Annotated in this window: 17 protein-coding genes; 6 read left to right on the top strand and 11 right to left on the bottom strand. The window is 72.8% G+C overall.

Going from position 1 to position 15,010, the window contains the following annotated elements; genetic code table 11:
* Positions 1–25: 25 nt before the first annotated feature.
* Positions 26–541 carry a GNAT family N-acetyltransferase gene (locus ACFFHU_RS00365; RefSeq protein ID WP_377334459.1) on the bottom strand — a complete coding sequence of 172 codons (516 nt, stop codon included), beginning with the start codon at positions 539–541 and terminating at the stop codon, positions 26–28.
* Positions 538–1,464, bottom strand: coding sequence for a ribonuclease Z (locus ACFFHU_RS00360; RefSeq protein ID WP_377334457.1), 927 nt, complete (start codon positions 1,462–1,464; stop codon positions 538–540). Before ACFFHU_RS00360 ends, ACFFHU_RS00365 begins: the two co-directional genes overlap by 4 nt.
* Before the next feature lie 447 nt (positions 1,465–1,911).
* Here ACFFHU_RS00360 and ACFFHU_RS00355 point away from each other — a divergent pair, with 447 nt between their 5' ends.
* A complete protein-coding gene (locus ACFFHU_RS00355; RefSeq protein ID WP_377334455.1) occupies positions 1,912–2,469 on the top strand; it encodes a Uma2 family endonuclease in 558 nt (185 codons plus the stop codon).
* Positions 2,470–2,573: 104 nt separating this feature from the next.
* Here the strand turns inward: ACFFHU_RS00355 and ACFFHU_RS00350 are convergent, their stop codons facing one another.
* The 4 genes from ACFFHU_RS00350 to msrA form a co-directional block, all read right to left on the bottom strand.
* The gene (locus tag ACFFHU_RS00350; protein WP_377334453.1) at positions 2,574–2,720 is read right to left on the bottom strand and encodes a hypothetical protein; all 147 of its coding nucleotides are present in this window, start codon (positions 2,718–2,720) and stop codon (positions 2,574–2,576) included.
* A 48-nt stretch (positions 2,721–2,768) separates the two neighbouring features.
* A complete protein-coding gene (locus ACFFHU_RS00345; protein ID WP_377334451.1) occupies positions 2,769–3,308 on the bottom strand; it encodes a nitroreductase family protein in 540 nt (179 codons plus the stop codon).
* A gap of 76 nt (positions 3,309–3,384) precedes the next feature.
* Entirely contained in the window at positions 3,385–3,978 is a 594-nt protein-coding gene (locus ACFFHU_RS00340; protein ID WP_377334449.1) for a hypothetical protein, read from the bottom strand.
* A gap of 113 nt (positions 3,979–4,091) precedes the next feature.
* Positions 4,092–4,754, bottom strand: coding sequence for a peptide-methionine (S)-S-oxide reductase MsrA (gene msrA, locus ACFFHU_RS00335; protein WP_377334447.1), 663 nt, complete (start codon positions 4,752–4,754; stop codon positions 4,092–4,094).
* A gap of 369 nt (positions 4,755–5,123) precedes the next feature.
* On the opposite strand from msrA, the gene ACFFHU_RS00330 reads away from it, so the two are divergent.
* Positions 5,124–5,912 (top strand): helix-turn-helix domain-containing protein, encoded by a 789-nt coding sequence (locus ACFFHU_RS00330; RefSeq protein ID WP_377334445.1) that lies wholly within the window; start codon positions 5,124–5,126, stop codon positions 5,910–5,912.
* Between the two features lie 69 nt (positions 5,913–5,981).
* On the opposite strand, the gene ACFFHU_RS00325 is transcribed toward ACFFHU_RS00330, so the two are convergent.
* Positions 5,982–6,758: a hypothetical protein gene (locus tag ACFFHU_RS00325; RefSeq protein WP_377334443.1), complete on the bottom strand. Its 777-nt coding sequence runs from the start codon at positions 6,756–6,758 to the stop codon at positions 5,982–5,984.
* Positions 6,759–6,908: 150 nt separating this feature from the next.
* Positions 6,909–7,319, bottom strand: coding sequence for an HIT family protein (locus ACFFHU_RS00320; protein ID WP_377334441.1), 411 nt, complete (start codon positions 7,317–7,319; stop codon positions 6,909–6,911).
* A 60-nt stretch (positions 7,320–7,379) separates the two neighbouring features.
* Here ACFFHU_RS00320 and ACFFHU_RS00315 point away from each other — a divergent pair, with 60 nt between their 5' ends.
* The 3 genes from ACFFHU_RS00315 to ilvA all read left to right on the top strand — a co-directional run bounded on the left by ACFFHU_RS00315 (position 7,380) and on the right by ilvA (position 11,322).
* Complete coding sequence (locus ACFFHU_RS00315) at positions 7,380–8,522, top strand: cystathionine gamma-synthase (protein WP_377334439.1); 1,143 nt, start codon at positions 7,380–7,382, stop codon at positions 8,520–8,522.
* An 82-nt stretch (positions 8,523–8,604) separates the two neighbouring features.
* Positions 8,605–9,990, top strand: coding sequence for an amidase (locus ACFFHU_RS00310; RefSeq protein ID WP_377334437.1), 1,386 nt, complete (start codon positions 8,605–8,607; stop codon positions 9,988–9,990).
* A gap of 111 nt (positions 9,991–10,101) precedes the next feature.
* Positions 10,102–11,322: a threonine ammonia-lyase gene (ilvA, locus tag ACFFHU_RS00305; protein WP_377334435.1), complete on the top strand. Its 1,221-nt coding sequence runs from the start codon at positions 10,102–10,104 to the stop codon at positions 11,320–11,322.
* On the opposite strand, the gene ACFFHU_RS00300 is transcribed toward ilvA, so the two are convergent.
* The 3 genes from ACFFHU_RS00300 to ACFFHU_RS00290 all read right to left on the bottom strand — a co-directional run bounded on the left by ACFFHU_RS00300 (position 11,292) and on the right by ACFFHU_RS00290 (position 13,853).
* Positions 11,292–12,503 carry an acyltransferase family protein gene (locus ACFFHU_RS00300; protein ID WP_377334433.1) on the bottom strand — a complete coding sequence of 404 codons (1,212 nt, stop codon included), beginning with the start codon at positions 12,501–12,503 and terminating at the stop codon, positions 11,292–11,294. The two genes, ilvA and ACFFHU_RS00300, sit on opposite strands and share 31 nt — an antisense overlap.
* Positions 12,504–12,680: 177 nt before the next feature.
* Positions 12,681–13,178, bottom strand: a complete 498-nt coding sequence (greA, locus tag ACFFHU_RS00295) for a transcription elongation factor GreA (RefSeq protein ID WP_377334431.1) — start codon at positions 13,176–13,178, stop codon at positions 12,681–12,683.
* A gap of 240 nt (positions 13,179–13,418) precedes the next feature.
* Positions 13,419–13,853, bottom strand: a complete 435-nt coding sequence (locus ACFFHU_RS00290) for a DUF4307 domain-containing protein (protein ID WP_377334429.1) — start codon at positions 13,851–13,853, stop codon at positions 13,419–13,421.
* Positions 13,854–14,101: 248 nt separating this feature from the next.
* Between ACFFHU_RS00290 and mca the strand changes: the two genes are divergently transcribed.
* Positions 14,102–14,983, top strand: a complete 882-nt coding sequence (gene mca, locus ACFFHU_RS00285; RefSeq protein ID WP_377334427.1) for a mycothiol conjugate amidase Mca — start codon at positions 14,102–14,104, stop codon at positions 14,981–14,983.
* The last annotated feature ends 27 nt before the right edge of the window (positions 14,984–15,010 follow it).

Raw genomic sequence — 15,010 nt, 5'->3', positions numbered from 1 at the left:
GCGGCTGGGGAGAGTGGGGGGACAGTCAGGGGAGGTCGCGGGAGTAGCGGATCTGGTTGGTGGGGATGGTGCCGATCTCGTCGACCCGTTCCACGTCGTCGCAGCGCCATCCGCCGCGCTCGTAGAACCGGCGCGCAGCCGCGTTCTCGGTGAGCACCCACAGGACGGCCCGCTGGTAGCCCTCGTCCGAGAGCGTCCCGAGGGCGTCGATCATCAGGGTCCGCCCGACGCCGCGTCCCTGAAAGCGGGGATCGAGGTGGATCGCGTTCAGCAGCCCGACCTTGGCGTCGGGTCCGGGCTCGTCCGGGCCGACGTACGTGAAGCCGATGATCCTGCCGTTGTGCTCGGCGACCGTGAGCAGGTGATCGGTGCGCTCATAGCTCCAGCGCTGCTCCCAGTAGTGGCCCAGGGCCCGGGGGGTGGGCCGGGCAAGGGCCGGTGCGGGCAGGAAGTGCGAGTAGGCAGCGACGCGCGAGCGGTGGTGCAGGGCGCCCACCGTCATCAGATCGCTCTTCCGGGCGGGCCGGAGCGTGATGATCACCCACCCGAGGGTACCCGGCGGTTCGGCACCGGAAACCGGGCCAGGTCCTCGGCGACGACCACGTCGCCGGGGAACTCGGCCCGCGCCTCGTCGAGGAAGCCGCGCGGGTCCGGGTAGCGCTGCGAGAAGTGTGTGAGCACCAGTCGACGTACCCCCGACTCGGCCGCCACCCGGCCGGCCTGCGCGGCGGTGAGATGGCCGTAGTCGGCGGCCAACCGGGCGTCCGCGGCGCGGAACGTCGACTCGATGACCAGCATGTCGGCGCCCTCGGCCAGCGCGTAGACGTTGTCGCAGAGCGCGGTGTCCATCACGAACGCGAACACCTGCCCCGGCCGCGGCGCGCTCACCTCGGCCAGGCTGACCCGGCGTCCGTCGTGGTCGAGGTGGCCGTCGGCGCGCAGCGTCCCGACCGACGGGCCGGCGATGCCGTACGCCGCGAGCCGGTCCGGCAGCATCCGCCGGTCGTCCGGCTCCACCAGCCGATAGCCGTACGCCTCGATCGCGTGCCGCAGCCGACGGGCCGTCAACCGCCCGACGGGCGTCTCCAGCACGTGAGCGTCGCCGGAAACCGGCTCGGGCCGCAGCTCGGCGGTCTCGTAGAACGAACTGGCGTGCCGCAGCGCGGCGAAGTATTCCCGGCCCGACGCGGGGAAGTGGGCGGTCACCGGGTGCGGCACCCGGTCCAGGGAGAGCCGCTGGATCACCCCGGGCAGCCCGAGGCAGTGATCGCCGTGGAAGTGCGTGACGCAGACCCGGGTCACGTCGGTGGCCGAGACGCCGGCCAGCAGCATCTGCCGCTGGGTGCCCTCGCCGGGGTCGAAGAGGATCCCCTCGCCGTCCCAGCGCAGCAGGTATCCGTTGTGGTTGCGGTGCCGGGTGGGCACCTGGCTCGCCGTACCGAGCACCACCAGTTCGCGGGACATCTCGACCTTTGGAAATGGGCGACCCCCGGGGCTTCCGTTCCGCAGAACGGGCCGGCTGGACTGGGCCGGCACCCCGGGGGTCGGGTGGCTGACTTGGATTCGCCGCACCGCTGCCACACGGTCTCGACGATCGGACAAGGGATCCTCACCGGCGGCGAGCCGTCGAGGGGGATCCATGACTGTCAAGGACAGCGGCTAGCGGACAGCCACCTCACGAGTCCAATAACTACACAAAGCCTGGACCACCTCCTTTCCCGTGTACCGCCAACCTATCCACCCGGCGACCCGCCGGCAACGGGTTTAGATCACTTGCCACAACGCCACCCGGCGCGCTAATGCGGTGAGCCCGCGAATGTCTCGCTCTGTCTCGTTGCGTGTCATCCTGACACTGGCTACCTGCGACTCGCAGATTTGCCACACGCTGGGATACCGGGAGGTGAGTCGACGTTGAGCGTGGCGGTGCTTGAACACGTGGGCCCCTGGACTGAGGCTGAGTACCTCGCCCTAGGCGAGACCACGGACCGGATCGAGCTGTTGGACGGGAGCCTGCTGGTTAGCCCGGCACCGAGCAAGCGGCACCAGCACCTGTCACGGCGGCTGGCCAACGCCGTGGATCCGGCTGCCGCCGCCCGCGGTCTGCTGGTCTTCGAAGCCGTCAACGTCCGGCTGCGGACCGATCGGATCGTCATCCCGGACCTCGTGGTCGCAGACACCGACGAGGAGGGCGCGGTGATCGACGCGGCCGAGGTGCGCCTGGTCGGCGAGATCGTCTCACCCGGGAACGCCGCCGCCGACCGGTTGGTGAAGATGCAGCTGTACGCGGCCGCGGGCATCGGGTCGTATCTCCTGGTCGAGCCGCGCCAGGGCGATGAGCTGGTGCTGCGCCTGCATCGCCTGGTCGAGGCGCACTACGTCGAGCAGACGGTGGTCAGGTCCGGTGAACGGCTGCGACTGACCGACCCGGTCGAGCTCAGCCTCGACCCTCGATCGCTGCTTGCCAGGTAGCCGCGGACCGGCCGGCACTCGACAATGCCGAGCCGGCCTAGGGTTCAGCGCGACCGGTAGGCGATCTTAGACGGCCGTCACCGCCACGACCCGTTCCGGGTTGATCACCGGGCCCTCCTTGGCCGGTTGGCCATCGGGGTGGCGAGCTTGTCGCCGTCGAGCGCGTCCCCGGCTTCGATGGCCGCCCTGGACTCAGTGAGTTGCCGCATGGCCTCGCCGCTGGACAGGACCTCCAGAGCACTCTCTGACATGATTTCTGTGCAGATCTAGCGTTCCGGGTGGCTCTGGCGGACGGTGCCCTATTCGCGGGGCCAGCGGATGCTCGCTTCGCGACCGCCGCTCCCCGGACCCCGTCCCGCGGTCGGGGCCACGCGGCCGATCGCGGTCATGGTCATGACCTGCCAATGATCGGGAACGTCGAGGAGCGCCGCGAGGGCGTCGAGGTGGAAGGCGCGGAACTGGCGGCAGGCCAACCCCATCGAGTGCGCCTGGATGGTCATGTGCGCGACCGCCTGACCCAGGTCATAGGCCGAGAACTCGCTGAACTCCCAGTCGGTGCCCGCCACTCGGAGGTGGCAGATATTGACGACCAACAGCCCTGCCTGGCGTGCCCATGGTCGCGAGCTGCCGGCAAGGCAGTCGATGATCTCCTGCCAGCCGGGCGCGTGCCGGAGCACCGGGTGGAAGGCCCACGGCTGCGAGTTGCCCGCGGACGGCGCCCAACGGGCGGCGTCGAGCAGCGCCTCCACCTGGGCGGCATTGATCACGTGCTCGGCGTCGAACTCACGCGGGCTCCATCGCCGGCGCAGTACGGGCAACAGAAGGTCAGCTGTGTCCACGTCGACGGCAACTTTCCACCCGGTGCCCCGTATTCCTCGCAGGAGCGGCCGTCCCCGCGTGGCGACGTCTGCTGCCCTATTCGGCGAACGTCCCGCCGGCATACCCCAGCTGCCGCATCGTCGAGGCCGCGAAGACGACCACGATGTCGTCGCCAGGAACGATCAGGTCGAACGGCTCCTGGAACCGCGGGGTGCCGGCCACGAACCACACCGGTCCGCCGTCGAAGTCCAGCCGTAGGGCGGTAGGTATCTCCTCCTCGTACGGCGGGCCGATCACCTGGCCGTTCGACCGCATCGCGGGCCCGAGCGTGAACCTGTCCCAGGAGACCGTCGCAGCGCGCACCGGCTGTCCCAACAGTGCCTTCCAGGGCGAATCGGCCCCCGGCCCGACCCGTTGCGCTCCGTCTTCGTCGAGGTGGTGCACGATGGGCTCCGGGAACACGTCCACGCCGTACGGATGGAAGGTCGCGGCCCAGGTCACGGTCACTGGACCCGTGTCGGTCGTCAGTTGCACGCCCATCGTGGCAAGGTGAAATTCGCCGAAGTCCCATTCGGGTTCCCGCCCGACCGCGCGAAGGTCCCAGTAGTCGACGGAGCGGATTCGACGGCCCGGAAGCGAGTCGACCCGGCGGTCGAAGCTGGCGCCTACCTCACCGTCGTCGTCGGTCACGATCGCACGATCTCCCGGCGGCGCCGGTCAGGACAACGGCTTTTTGACGATCAACCGGCGTACCCGCCGCGCAGCGGCCACCGCCGAGACGACGGTGGCCGCTGCGCAAGCGATCAGGCGGTGGTGCGGGCCACGCCGACCGGGCAGGACATCCCGTTCGGGCCGTGGTTGCAGTAGCCGTCCGGGTTCTTCGACGGCGCCAGATATTGCTGGTGGTAGTCCTCGGCGAAGTAGTACGCGCCGAGCGGGGCGATCTCGGTGGTGATCTCACCGTGTCCGGCCGCCTTCACCACCGGGGCGAACGCGTCCCGCGACCGCTCCGCCTCGGCGGCCTGCTCGTCGTCGGTCGGGTAGATCGCCGAACGGTACTGGGTTCCCACGTCGTTGCCCTGCCGCATGCCCTGCGTCGGGTCGTGGTTCTCCCAGAACACCTTCAGCAGGTCCTGGTAGTCGATCAGCGCGGGGTCGTACACCACCTGCACGGCCTCGGTGTGCCCGGTGTAACCCGAGCAGACCTCCTCGTACGTCGGGTTCGGGGTCTGGCCACCGGCGTAGCCCACCGAGGTGGACAGCACGCCCGGGAGGGACCAGAACAGCCGCTCGGCCCCCCAGAAGCAGCCCATCCCGAAGACGGCGATCTTGGTGCCCTCCGGCCAGGGACCCTGGAGCGGGCCGCCGAGCACGGCGTGCCGGTCCGTCACCGGCAAGGCCGTCTGCCGGCCCGGCAGGATCTGGTCCGGCGAGGGCATCTGAGGCGTCATGCGCCGAAGAAACACGTCTGGCTCCTTTCGGGGTCCGCCCGACCGCGGGCGGAACCTCTGCCGGGTGCAACGTCCGACCCACCACGATCCTTACCCGGTGGCCGTCCGGTCAGGCGTCCGGCCGCTCATGGCCGCTCGTCGGGTCGCTGGTGGCCGCTCGTCGGGCCCGCATGGCCGCCTGCCCGGCCGGCTCATGGCCGGCCGTCCCTGCCGGCTCGTCCGGGCTTCACAGCCAGCCGAACGCTCGACTACTTTCTGATTTATAGATAATCGTGCGCGCGATCGGGTCCTGTCACCGGTCCGCTGCCGGCAGCCGGGGATCGGGCGCCGGCGCCGCCGTGCCCCGCCGACACGGCGGTGCGGTGGCGCCGGGAGGAGGTACCGATGGCCCATCCACCGATGCTGGAGCTGTTCGCCGGTGAGCTCTGCCGGGCCCGGACCGCCGCCGGGCTGTCCCGGCGTGAGCTGGCCGAACAGGTCGGTTGCCCGGAACTGCTGGTGGTGAAGATCGAGCAGGCCTGCCGGGTCCCCCCGGCCGAGTTCGCGGAGCGCTGCGACAAGGTGCTGGCCACCGACGGCCTGCTGGCGCGGATCCGGGCCGGGCTCGGCCGGGAGGCGCTGCCGCCCTGGCTCCGGGACTGGTCGGACATCGAGCGCGAGGCGGTCGCGCTGCGGTCGTACCAGCCGCTCGTCGTCCCGGGCCTGCTGCAGACCGAGGCGTACGCGCGGGCCCTGCTGGCCGCCGGCGCGCTGCGCGGTGACGAGCTGGAACAGCAGCTCGCGGGCCGGCTGGAACGCCAGGTGGTGCTGGACCGGGAACCGCCACCCCGGCTGGACGCCGTGCTCGACGAGTCCGTGCTGCACCGCCTGGTCGGCGGTCGGGCCGTGCTGCGCGACCAGCTGCTGCGGATGCTGGCGCTCGGCCGCCGCAAGACCGTGTATCTGCACGTGGTTCCGTCCGGCGCCGGGGCGTACCCGGGCCTGCATGGCGCGTTCGTGCTGGCCACGGCGCCGGACGGCAGCGACGTGGGGTACCTCGACGGTCAGCTCGCCGGTCGGGTGGTGGAACGCCCGTCGGATCTCGCCACGCTGCGCCGCACCTGGGAGGAGGTCCGCGCCGAGGCGCTTCCGCATCGCCAGTCCATCGAACTCATCGAACGCCTGGCCGGCTGAGGTGCAAGGAAGGGCCCCCTGTTATCGCTTTTTGTATAGCAGGGGGCCCCGCTTAACGCCCGTGGCGCGTCAGCCGTTCATGGCCAGCGCGAACAGCAGGATCAGCACGGCCAACGGGATGGCCAGGCCGATGATCGTCATGGGCCGGACCAGCAGGTGCGGCCCGGGGTCCAGCGGTGCGCGGCTGGGGGCGCCCGGAATGGGCCGCGGTGGCGCCAACCGGCGTACCCGGCCGCTGACCGCGAGGTTGTAGAGCACCACGATCGGGGTGATGACGAACGAGAAGTAGCCCCACCAGCCCTGGACCAGCGTCTTCGACGTCATCGACCGGAAGGTGGCCAGGCCGCAGCCGTGGCAGAACGGCCCCTTCATGCTGAGGAACTGCATGATGAGGACCATCCCGCGATGGCCCCGGAAGGTGACCTTGGCGGCCGGCGCACACCCGCACAACCGGCAGGTGAGCCCCGGTACGCCCGCGGCGCGGGGATCGTTCACCGGCGCCGGGCCGGTGGCCGGGTAGGCCTGCCCGGGCAGCACCCCGTAGCCGGCGTGCGCTGGCTCGGCATAGCCGGGGCCGGCATAGCCGAGGTGGGCCGGGCCGCCATGGCCGGGCTGGGCCGGGGCGGCATAGCCGGGGTACGCGGGAGCGGCCGGCTGCGCGTACCCGCCGGGGTAGGGCTGCCCGGGGGAGACCGGCGGGTGGCCGGGGGAGACCGGCGGCGGGTACCCGCCGGGGGAGACCGGCTGCGCGTAGCCGCCGGGGGCCGTGCCCGGGTGCGGACCGGGCGCCGGTGCGGCGGTCGGGGCGTTCTGCGGCGCGGGCGGGTACGGGCCGGGATAGGACATCGGGGCACACCTCGGGTCGATCAATGAAGGCGCGTCATGGTAAAGCCCCGGCGGCGTGTTCCGCTGTCCCTCGTCGCGCCCGCTCGGCGGGCGTTAACAAGGGGCCCTTCCTATACAAAAAGCGATAAGAAGGGGCCCTTCCTTCCACCCCTACAGCGCGGCGGCGATTTTGTCGGCGTAGGACTGGGCCTCGGCGTCCGAGTCGTAGCGGTGCCGGGGCCAGAAGAAGCCGCGCAGGCCGTCGCCCCTGGTCCGCGGGATGACGTGGGTGTGCAGGTGCGGCACCGACTGCGAGACCCGGTTGTTGATGGCCACGAACGTGCCCCCGGCGGCCAGCCCCGCCTCCACCGCCCGGGCGAACCGCTGGACCGCGCCGAAATAGCCGGACACCTCCGTGGCCGGCAGGTCGGCCAGCGTCTCCACGTGGGCGCGCGGGATGACCAGCAGGTGCCCCTTGAAGACCGGCCGGGTGTCCAGGAACGCCAGCACCTCCGGCTCGTCGGCCACCCGGAAGGCCGGCGTCTCGTTCCTGGTGATCGCGCAGAAGACACATCCCGCCATCCGGGGAGGTTAACCGCCGCCCTCGCGCCGCGCCCGCTGAGCAGCGGCTAGCCTCTTCCAATGGACTACGGCTTCGAGACGCTCGCCATCCACGCCGGCCAGGAGCCGGACCCACGCACGGGTGCGGTGATCCCGCCCATCTACCAGACCAGCACGTACGCCCAGGACGCCGTGGGGTCGCCGCGGCTGGGCTACGAGTACAGCCGGTCCGGCAACCCGACGCGGGACGCGCTCCAGGAGGCGCTCGCGGCGCTGGAGGGCGGGCGGACCGGCCTGACCTTCGCCAGCGGGCTGGCCGCCGAGGACACCCTGCTGCGCACCGTCTGCCAGCCCGGCGACCATGTGGTGATCCCGGACGACGCGTACGGCGGGACGTACCGGCTGTTCTCCCGGGTGGCCGAGCGGTGGGGGCTGAACTGGACCGCGGCGAAGGTCTCCGACCCCGACGCGGTGGCCGCGGCGATCCGGCCCGGCCACACCCGCATCGTCTGGGTGGAGACGCCCACCAACCCGCTGCTGGGCATCGCCGACATCGCCGCGCTGGCCGGCCTGGCCCACGACGCCGAGGCGCTGCTGGTGGTGGACAACACCTTCGCCTCGCCCTATCTCCAGCAGCCGATCGCGCACGGCGCGGACGTGGTGGTGCACTCGACCACCAAGTACATCGGCGGCCACTCGGACGTGGTGGGCGGCGCGCTGGTGGCGGCGGACGCGGAGCTGGGCGAGCGGCTCGCGTACCACCAGAACGCCATGGGCGCGATCAACGGGCCGTTCGACGCCTGGCTCACCCTGCGCGGCCTGAAGACCCTCGGGGTACGGATGGACCGGCACTGCGACAACGCGGAGCGGATCGCCGACTACCTCGCCACGCACGCCGGGGTGGCCGAGGTGCTCTACCCGGGCCGCGCCGAGCACCCGGGCCACGAGGTCGCGGCCAAGCAGATGCGCCGCTTCGGTGGGATGATCTCGTTCCGCGCCGCCGGTGGCGAGGAGCACGCCGTACGCATCTGCAACTCGACGCAGCTGTTCGTGCTCGCCGAGTCGCTCGGCGGGGTCGAGTCGCTGATCGAGCACCCCGGCCGGATGACGCACGCGAGTGCCGCCGGCTCGCCGCTTGAAGTTCCCGCCGATCTCGTGCGACTGTCTGTCGGCATCGAGACGGCCGACGACCTTCTCGCCGACCTGGAGCGGGCGCTCGGCTGAGCCGCGCACCGCCGGGTAAAGGCGAGGCGCCCGCGACGGCCGCGCGGATCAGGGACGCAGGGCTGGAACGGGAGGGTGGCGGGTGCAGGACATCAACGCGACCTGGGTGGGCGCGACCGCGAAACAGATCGCCCGCGGGGTCCGTCGGGGCGACGTGTCGGCCACCCAGGTGGTCGCCGACCACCTCGAGTACATTTCCCGCGCCGACGGGCAGCTGTCGGCGTTCCGCACCGTCCGCGGCGGCGAGGCGATCGTCGAGGCGGAGAAGGTCGACGAGCAGGACGACCTGGCCAACCTGCCGCTGGCCGGCGTGCCGGTGGCGATCAAGGAGAACACCCAGGTTGCCGGCGTACCCACCTGGAACGGTTCGGCCGCGGCCCGGACCCCGGTGGCCGAGCGCGACCACGAGGTGGTGCGCCGGCTGCGCGGCGCCGGCGCGGTGATCGTCGGGGTGACCCGGATGCCCGAGTTGGGGCTCTGGGGCACCACCGACGATGCCACCGCGGTGACCCGCAACCCGTGGAACCCGGAGCACACCCCGGGCGGCTCCTCCGGCGGCTCGGCGGCGGCCGTGGCGTCCGGCATGGTGCCGATGGCGCACGCGAACGACGGGCTCGGCTCGGTGCGCATCCCGGCCGCCTGCTGCGGCCTGGTCGGGCTGAAGCCGGGCCGGGGCGTGGTCCCCAGCCAACTCGGCGCCACGGACTGGTTCGGCCTGGCCGAGCACGGCGTCCTCGCCACCACGGTGGCCGACGCGGCGCTCGGCTTTGCGGTGCTGGCCGGCCGGCGGCCGGACAAGCTGGTGCCGCCGGAGCGGCTGCGGGTGGCCGTCTCGCTGCGGTCGCCGGTGAAGGGCACCCGGCCGGACGCGCCGAACCGCGACGCCGTGGCCACCGCCTCCCGGCTGCTGGCCGCGGCCGGTCACGACACGATCGCCACCGATCCGGTGTATCCGACGGCGCTGGGGCTGCGCGGCGTGGCCACCTGGCTGGCCGCCGCCGCGGCCGAGACCCGGGCCGCCGGCCTGGACCCGGCCACCCTGCAGCAGCGCACCCGCCGGCACGCCGCGCTGGGCGGGTTCGCCGAGCGCCGTGGCTGGGTGCAGGAGGCCGATCGGGCCGCCTGGCGGGACCGCTGCGTGGCCTTTTTCGCGGACAACGCGGTGGACCTGCTGCTCACCCCCGCGCTGGCCGGCGCGCCGCTGCCGGCGCTGCGCTGGTCGGAGCGGCCGTGGCGGGCCAACCTGCGGGCCAACATCGGGTTCGCCCCGTACGCGGCGCCGTGGAACATCGCCGGCCTCCCGGCCCTGGTGGTGCCGGTGGGCCGCCGCCCGGACGGGCTCCCGCTGGGCGTGCAACTCGTCGGCCCGCCGGGGAGCGAGCTGCTGCTGCTCGCCGTGGCCGGCCAGTTCGAGATGACCCAACCGTGGTCCCGGCACGCCCCCGGCCACCCTGCCGCGGCGCGTTGACCCCGTCGGCGCCGCGACCGGCCGCGGCGGCAGCCTCATGATCGACACGGTGTCGGGGGTGACGCTGCCGACCGCGCCGGCTCACGCTGCGCGAGGTGGCACGATCGGGGCATGACCGAGCTGGTTGGCCTGCCCGATGTCCGCGCCGCGCGGGAACTGCTCGCCGGCGTCACCCGGACCACCCCGGTGGAGCCGTCCCGGCCGTTGAGCGCGATCCTGGGCGGCCCGGTCTGGCTCAAGTGCGAGCACCTGCAACGCGCCGGCTCGTACAAGGTGCGCGGCGCGTACGTCCGGATCTCCCGGCTGAGCCCGGCGGAGCGCGACCGCGGCGTGGTGGCCGCGAGCGCCGGCAACCACGCCCAGGGCGTGGCGCTGGCGGCCGGGCTCGTGGGCACGGCGGCCACCGTGTTCATGCCGGTCAACGCGCCGCTGCCCAAGGTGGCGGCCACCAAGGGCTATGGCGCCACGGTGGAGCTGGCCGGCAACACGGTGGACGAGTCGCTGCTCGCCGCGCAGCAGTTCGCCGAGCGGACCGGCGCGGTCCTCATCCACCCGTTCGACCACCGCGACGTCATCGCCGGCCAGGGCACGGTGGCGCTGGAGATCATGGAGCAGTGCCCGGACGTCCGCACCATCATCACCGGCGTCGGCGGCGGTGGCCTGATCTCCGGGCTGGCGGTCACCGCCAAGGCGCTCCGGCCGGACGTGCGGATCGTCGGCGTGCAGGCCGAGGGCGCCGCCGCGTACCCGCCGTCGCTGCGGGCCGGCGAGCCGGTCCGGTTGCCGTCGTTCGCCACCATCGCCGACGGCATCGCGGTCGGCTGCCCCGGCGAGATCACCTTCGCGCACGTGTCCAAGTTGGTCGACGAGATCGTCACGGTCTCCGAGGAGGACATCTCCCGGGCCCTGCTGATGATGCTCGAGCGGGGCAAGCAGGTGGTCGAGCCGGCCGGCGCGGTGGGCGTCGCGGCGCTGCTCAGCGGTGCGGTCGAGGTCGAGACGCCGGTCGTGGCCGTGCTGTCGGGCGGCAACATCGACCCGCTGCTGATGTTGCGGGTGATCGAGCACGGTCTCGCGGCGGCCGGCCGGTACGTGCGGCTGACCGTGCGCTGCTCCGACCGGCCCGGACAGCTCGCCTCGCTGCTGAGCCTGATCGCCGGGCACCGCGGCAACGTGGTGGATGTCGAGCACCAGCGGCACGACCCGCACCTGCGGCTCGGTGAGGTGGAGGTGGCGCTGTCGGTGGAGACGCGCGGCGCCGAGCACTCCGACCGGCTGGTGAGCGCGCTGCGCGAGAATGGCTACCTGGTGAGCATCGCGGGCCCGGTCTGATCCTCGCTCGGCGCCGCCGGCCGGCGGCGCCACGGCCGTCCCGGCGCCGGCCGGTCCTTCCAGGCCAGCGCGGGTCGCTCCACGAAATGCCAGGAGGGTACGGCCAGCGCCGCCGTGCCGAGCGCGGAGAGCAGCACGAAGACGCCCACCCCGTACCGGGCCCCGCCGACCAGCGCGAGCGTCTGCTGGACCGGGAACGCGTAGATGTAGATGCCGTACGAGTAGTCCCGCCGCCGGCCGATCCGGCGCAACCGCCGGGGCAGCGCCACGGCGGCGTAGCAGAGCAGGTACGCGTACGCCGGCAGGCCGAGCACCAGGAGGCCGCCGAGCCAGAGCGACCCGGCGAGGAGCAGCCCGGCGCCCGCGGCCAGCGCCCCGTGCAGCGGAATGCGGTCGCGGTACAGCCGCAGCACGGCGCCGAGCAGGAAAGCCAGCCCCAGCAGCACCGCCTGGCCCACCTCGAAGGCGCCGAGCAGCGGCACCCGGAGCACGCCCAGGGCCGGCGGGCCGGTCGGGGACCGCAGCCAGCCGACCGCGACGGCGGCGTAGGTCGCGCCGGCCAGGCCGAGCACCACCGCGGGACGCCGGCGCAGCACCGCGGCGGCGCCCAGCAGCCCGACCACCAGGTAGCAGCCGAGCTCGTACCGCAGGCTCCACAGTGAACCGTCGAACGCCGTGGGCCGCCCCCCGGTCAGCCGGGCGTACGGCACGTGCGCGAGCAGCCCCGAGATCGGGTACTGGTTGATCAAGGCGAGCGCGTTGACGAGGACGTACCGGAAGGGGCCCTCGGGGTGTCGCCAGAACCCGGTCAGGCCGCCGCGCTCGTACCAGGCCACCAGCGGGGCGAAGCCGAAGGCCGTGACGAGCAGGCACACCCACAGGCCGGGGAAGATCCGCAGGAACCGGTGCCAGGCGTACCGGCCGGGCGGGAAGCGCAGCGCGCTGGTGGTGATGAGGAAGCCGGACAGCACGAAGAAGCCGTACACGGCCATCGTGCCGAGGTCGGTGTGCCGCCGGGTGAGGGTGGTGCCGAGGTCCTCCTCGCCGAGGCCGAGCGGCCAGGAGTGGCTGACCAGGACCGCGCCGGCCAGCACCAGCCGGAGCAGGCCGATGGCGTTGTCCCGGGTCGAGAACCGGTCGGCCAGGGTCGGCGGGCGCCACCGCCTCCACCACGCCGCCATGGCCTCGCGCCTCCCGGCGCCCGCGGTGGGTGCCGCCCGCGAGGCACCTCAGGTTTCCGCAGGTCAGGGGCACCCTAAGCGGCGTGGGGCGGGATATCGGGGACGCCGGGCCGCGACCGCGGCGTCCCGCAGCGTCGGATTACCGACTCGGCGCGGCCCGCCGCGCACGGGCTCGGCTCAGCCGGCGAACGGCTCGAACTTGATCACCGTCACCTTGATGTCCGCCCCGCTGGGTGCGGTGTACGTCACCGTCTGGCCGGACCGGCTGCCCAGGATGGCCTGGCCGAGGGCCGACTCGGGGCTGTAGACCGTGAGGTCGGTGGTGGCGGCGATCTCGCGGGAGCCGAGCAGGAACGTCTCGGTGTCGTCCTTGTCGTCGTCGAAGTAGATCGTCACGACCGTGCCCGGCGCCACCGCGTCCGCGGTGGGGGCCTCGCCCACCCGGGCGGTCCGCAGCAGTTCCTGCAGGTAGCGGATGCGCATCTCCTGCTTGCCCTGTTCCTCCCGGGCCGCGTGGTAACCGCCGTTCTCCCGCAGGTCACCCTCTTCCCGGCGCTCGTTGATCTCTGCTGCTACGGCGGGCCGGGCGGCGATCAACTCGTCGAGTTCGGCCTGCAGCCGGTCGTGCGCGTCCTGCGACAGCCAGGTGGCGCCTTCGCGATCGGTGGTGGACACAGGCGTTCTCCTCGTGCTGCGGTGGACAGGGACGAATTACCAAGTTACCAGTGCGGTACACGCTCCGTACGAATGCGTTTTTCTCCATTCGAGCGCGGTGCCCGGATCCGCCGGCCCGCCGCTGTCGGGCCGGCCGGACGGCGCGGGCCGGTCAGGCGGCCAGGCTGCTGCGGCGCGGGCGGGTCAGGCGGCCGGGCTGCTGCGGCGCGGGCCGGCAGGCCGCCGGGCCATGCGGCGCTGTCAGGCCGCCGGGCGGCAGCGGGTGACCTCGCCGAGCAGCGGCCGCGCGCTGGTGGCCAACCGGTGACGTACCTCCAGATGCCGTTGGCCCGGCGCGGCCGCCACCGGCACCTCGTCGTGGCCCACCTCGGCGCCGTCCCGTGACCTGGCACGCACCAGGCAGACGGCCGCACCGCCCGGCGGCACCGTGACCCGGAAGTCGACCACCACCTGCCGGTCGGTGATGTCCGTGTAGGTGACCACCTCGGCCCGGTAGTTGGGATCGCCGTACTGCCGGTAGAGCCGGGCCGAGACCAGGCCGAGCACGCCGACGAGCAGGACCGCGACGGCGACCACCAGCCACGGCCGGCGCCGCCCGGGCGCGCGCCGACGGCCGTACCGGCCGGGCGGGAAGACCGGCGCGGACGGCGGCGTTGTGGCGTGCGTCTCGCTCAACTGGGGAGATCTCCTGCGGTTCATGTCGGTGCGATCGGCAAGAATGGCAGGGTCCATCATCCCAGCCGCTTCCCGCCGGGGCGCAGCCGGAGCCGGTCTTTGGCGACGGCGAGCAGCGGCCCGGGTGGCACGCCCGACCCGGTCGGGAAGCGGTCCGGGTGGGACACGCGGGGGATACCGGCCCCGACGGGACGGGTCGGCCACGCCGGCCACGGGATACAGCCGGAAGCGATGAGGGAGCACCGGAGTTGGCAGAGCAGTTGCGTCTGATGGCCGTCCACGCCCACCCGGACGACGAGTCCAGCAAGGGCGCCGCGACGACGGCCAGGTACGTGGCCGAGGGCGTGGAGGTCCTCGTCGCCACGTGTACCGGGGGCGAGCGGGGGAGCGTGCTCAACCCCAAGCTGGACCGGCCGGAGATCTGGGCCAACATCGCCGAGATCCGGCGGGCGGAGATGGATGCGGCCCGGGCGATTCTCGGGGTCGAGCAGGCCTGGCTGGGCTTCGTCGACTCCGGGCTGCCCGAGGGCGACCCGCTGCCGCCCCTGCCGGAGGGTTGTTTCGCGCTCCAGGACCTGGCCGTGGCGGCCGGTCCGCTGGTCCGGCTGATCCGCGAGTTCCGGCCGCACGTGATCACCACGTACGACGAGGACGGCGGTTACCCGCACCCGGACCACATCATGACCCACAAGGTCTCGGTGGCGGCCTTCGAGGCGGCCGGCGACCCGACCCGCTACCCGGAGCTGGGCGCCCCCTGGCAGCCGCTCAAGCTCTACTACGACATTGGGTTCTCGCACGGCAAGGCGCTGGCCCTGCACGGGGCCATGCTGGCCGCGGGGCTCGAGTCGCCCTACACCGAGCGCCTCGAGTGGTTGAAGGAGCGACCCGACAAGGGCCCACGGATCACCACCCGGGTGAACTGCGCCGAATACTTCCCGGTGCGGGACGACGCGCTGCGCGCGCACGCCACCCAGGTGGATCCGGACGGCTTCTGGTTCCAGGTGCCCATGGAGATCCAGCGGCAGGCCTGGCCCACCGAGGACTTCGAGCTGGCCCGATCGCTGGTCGAGACCGACCGGCCGGAGTCCGACCTGTTCGCCGGGATCCGCGGCACGGAGCACGCCCGCTGAGCCCGCCGGCCGGGGTCGCGCAGCGTT

Source organism: Plantactinospora siamensis (assembly GCF_042434095.1).
Lineage (GTDB): Bacteria > Actinomycetota > Actinomycetes > Mycobacteriales > Micromonosporaceae > KBS50.
This window is presented reverse-complemented; position numbering and strand designations above follow the sequence as displayed.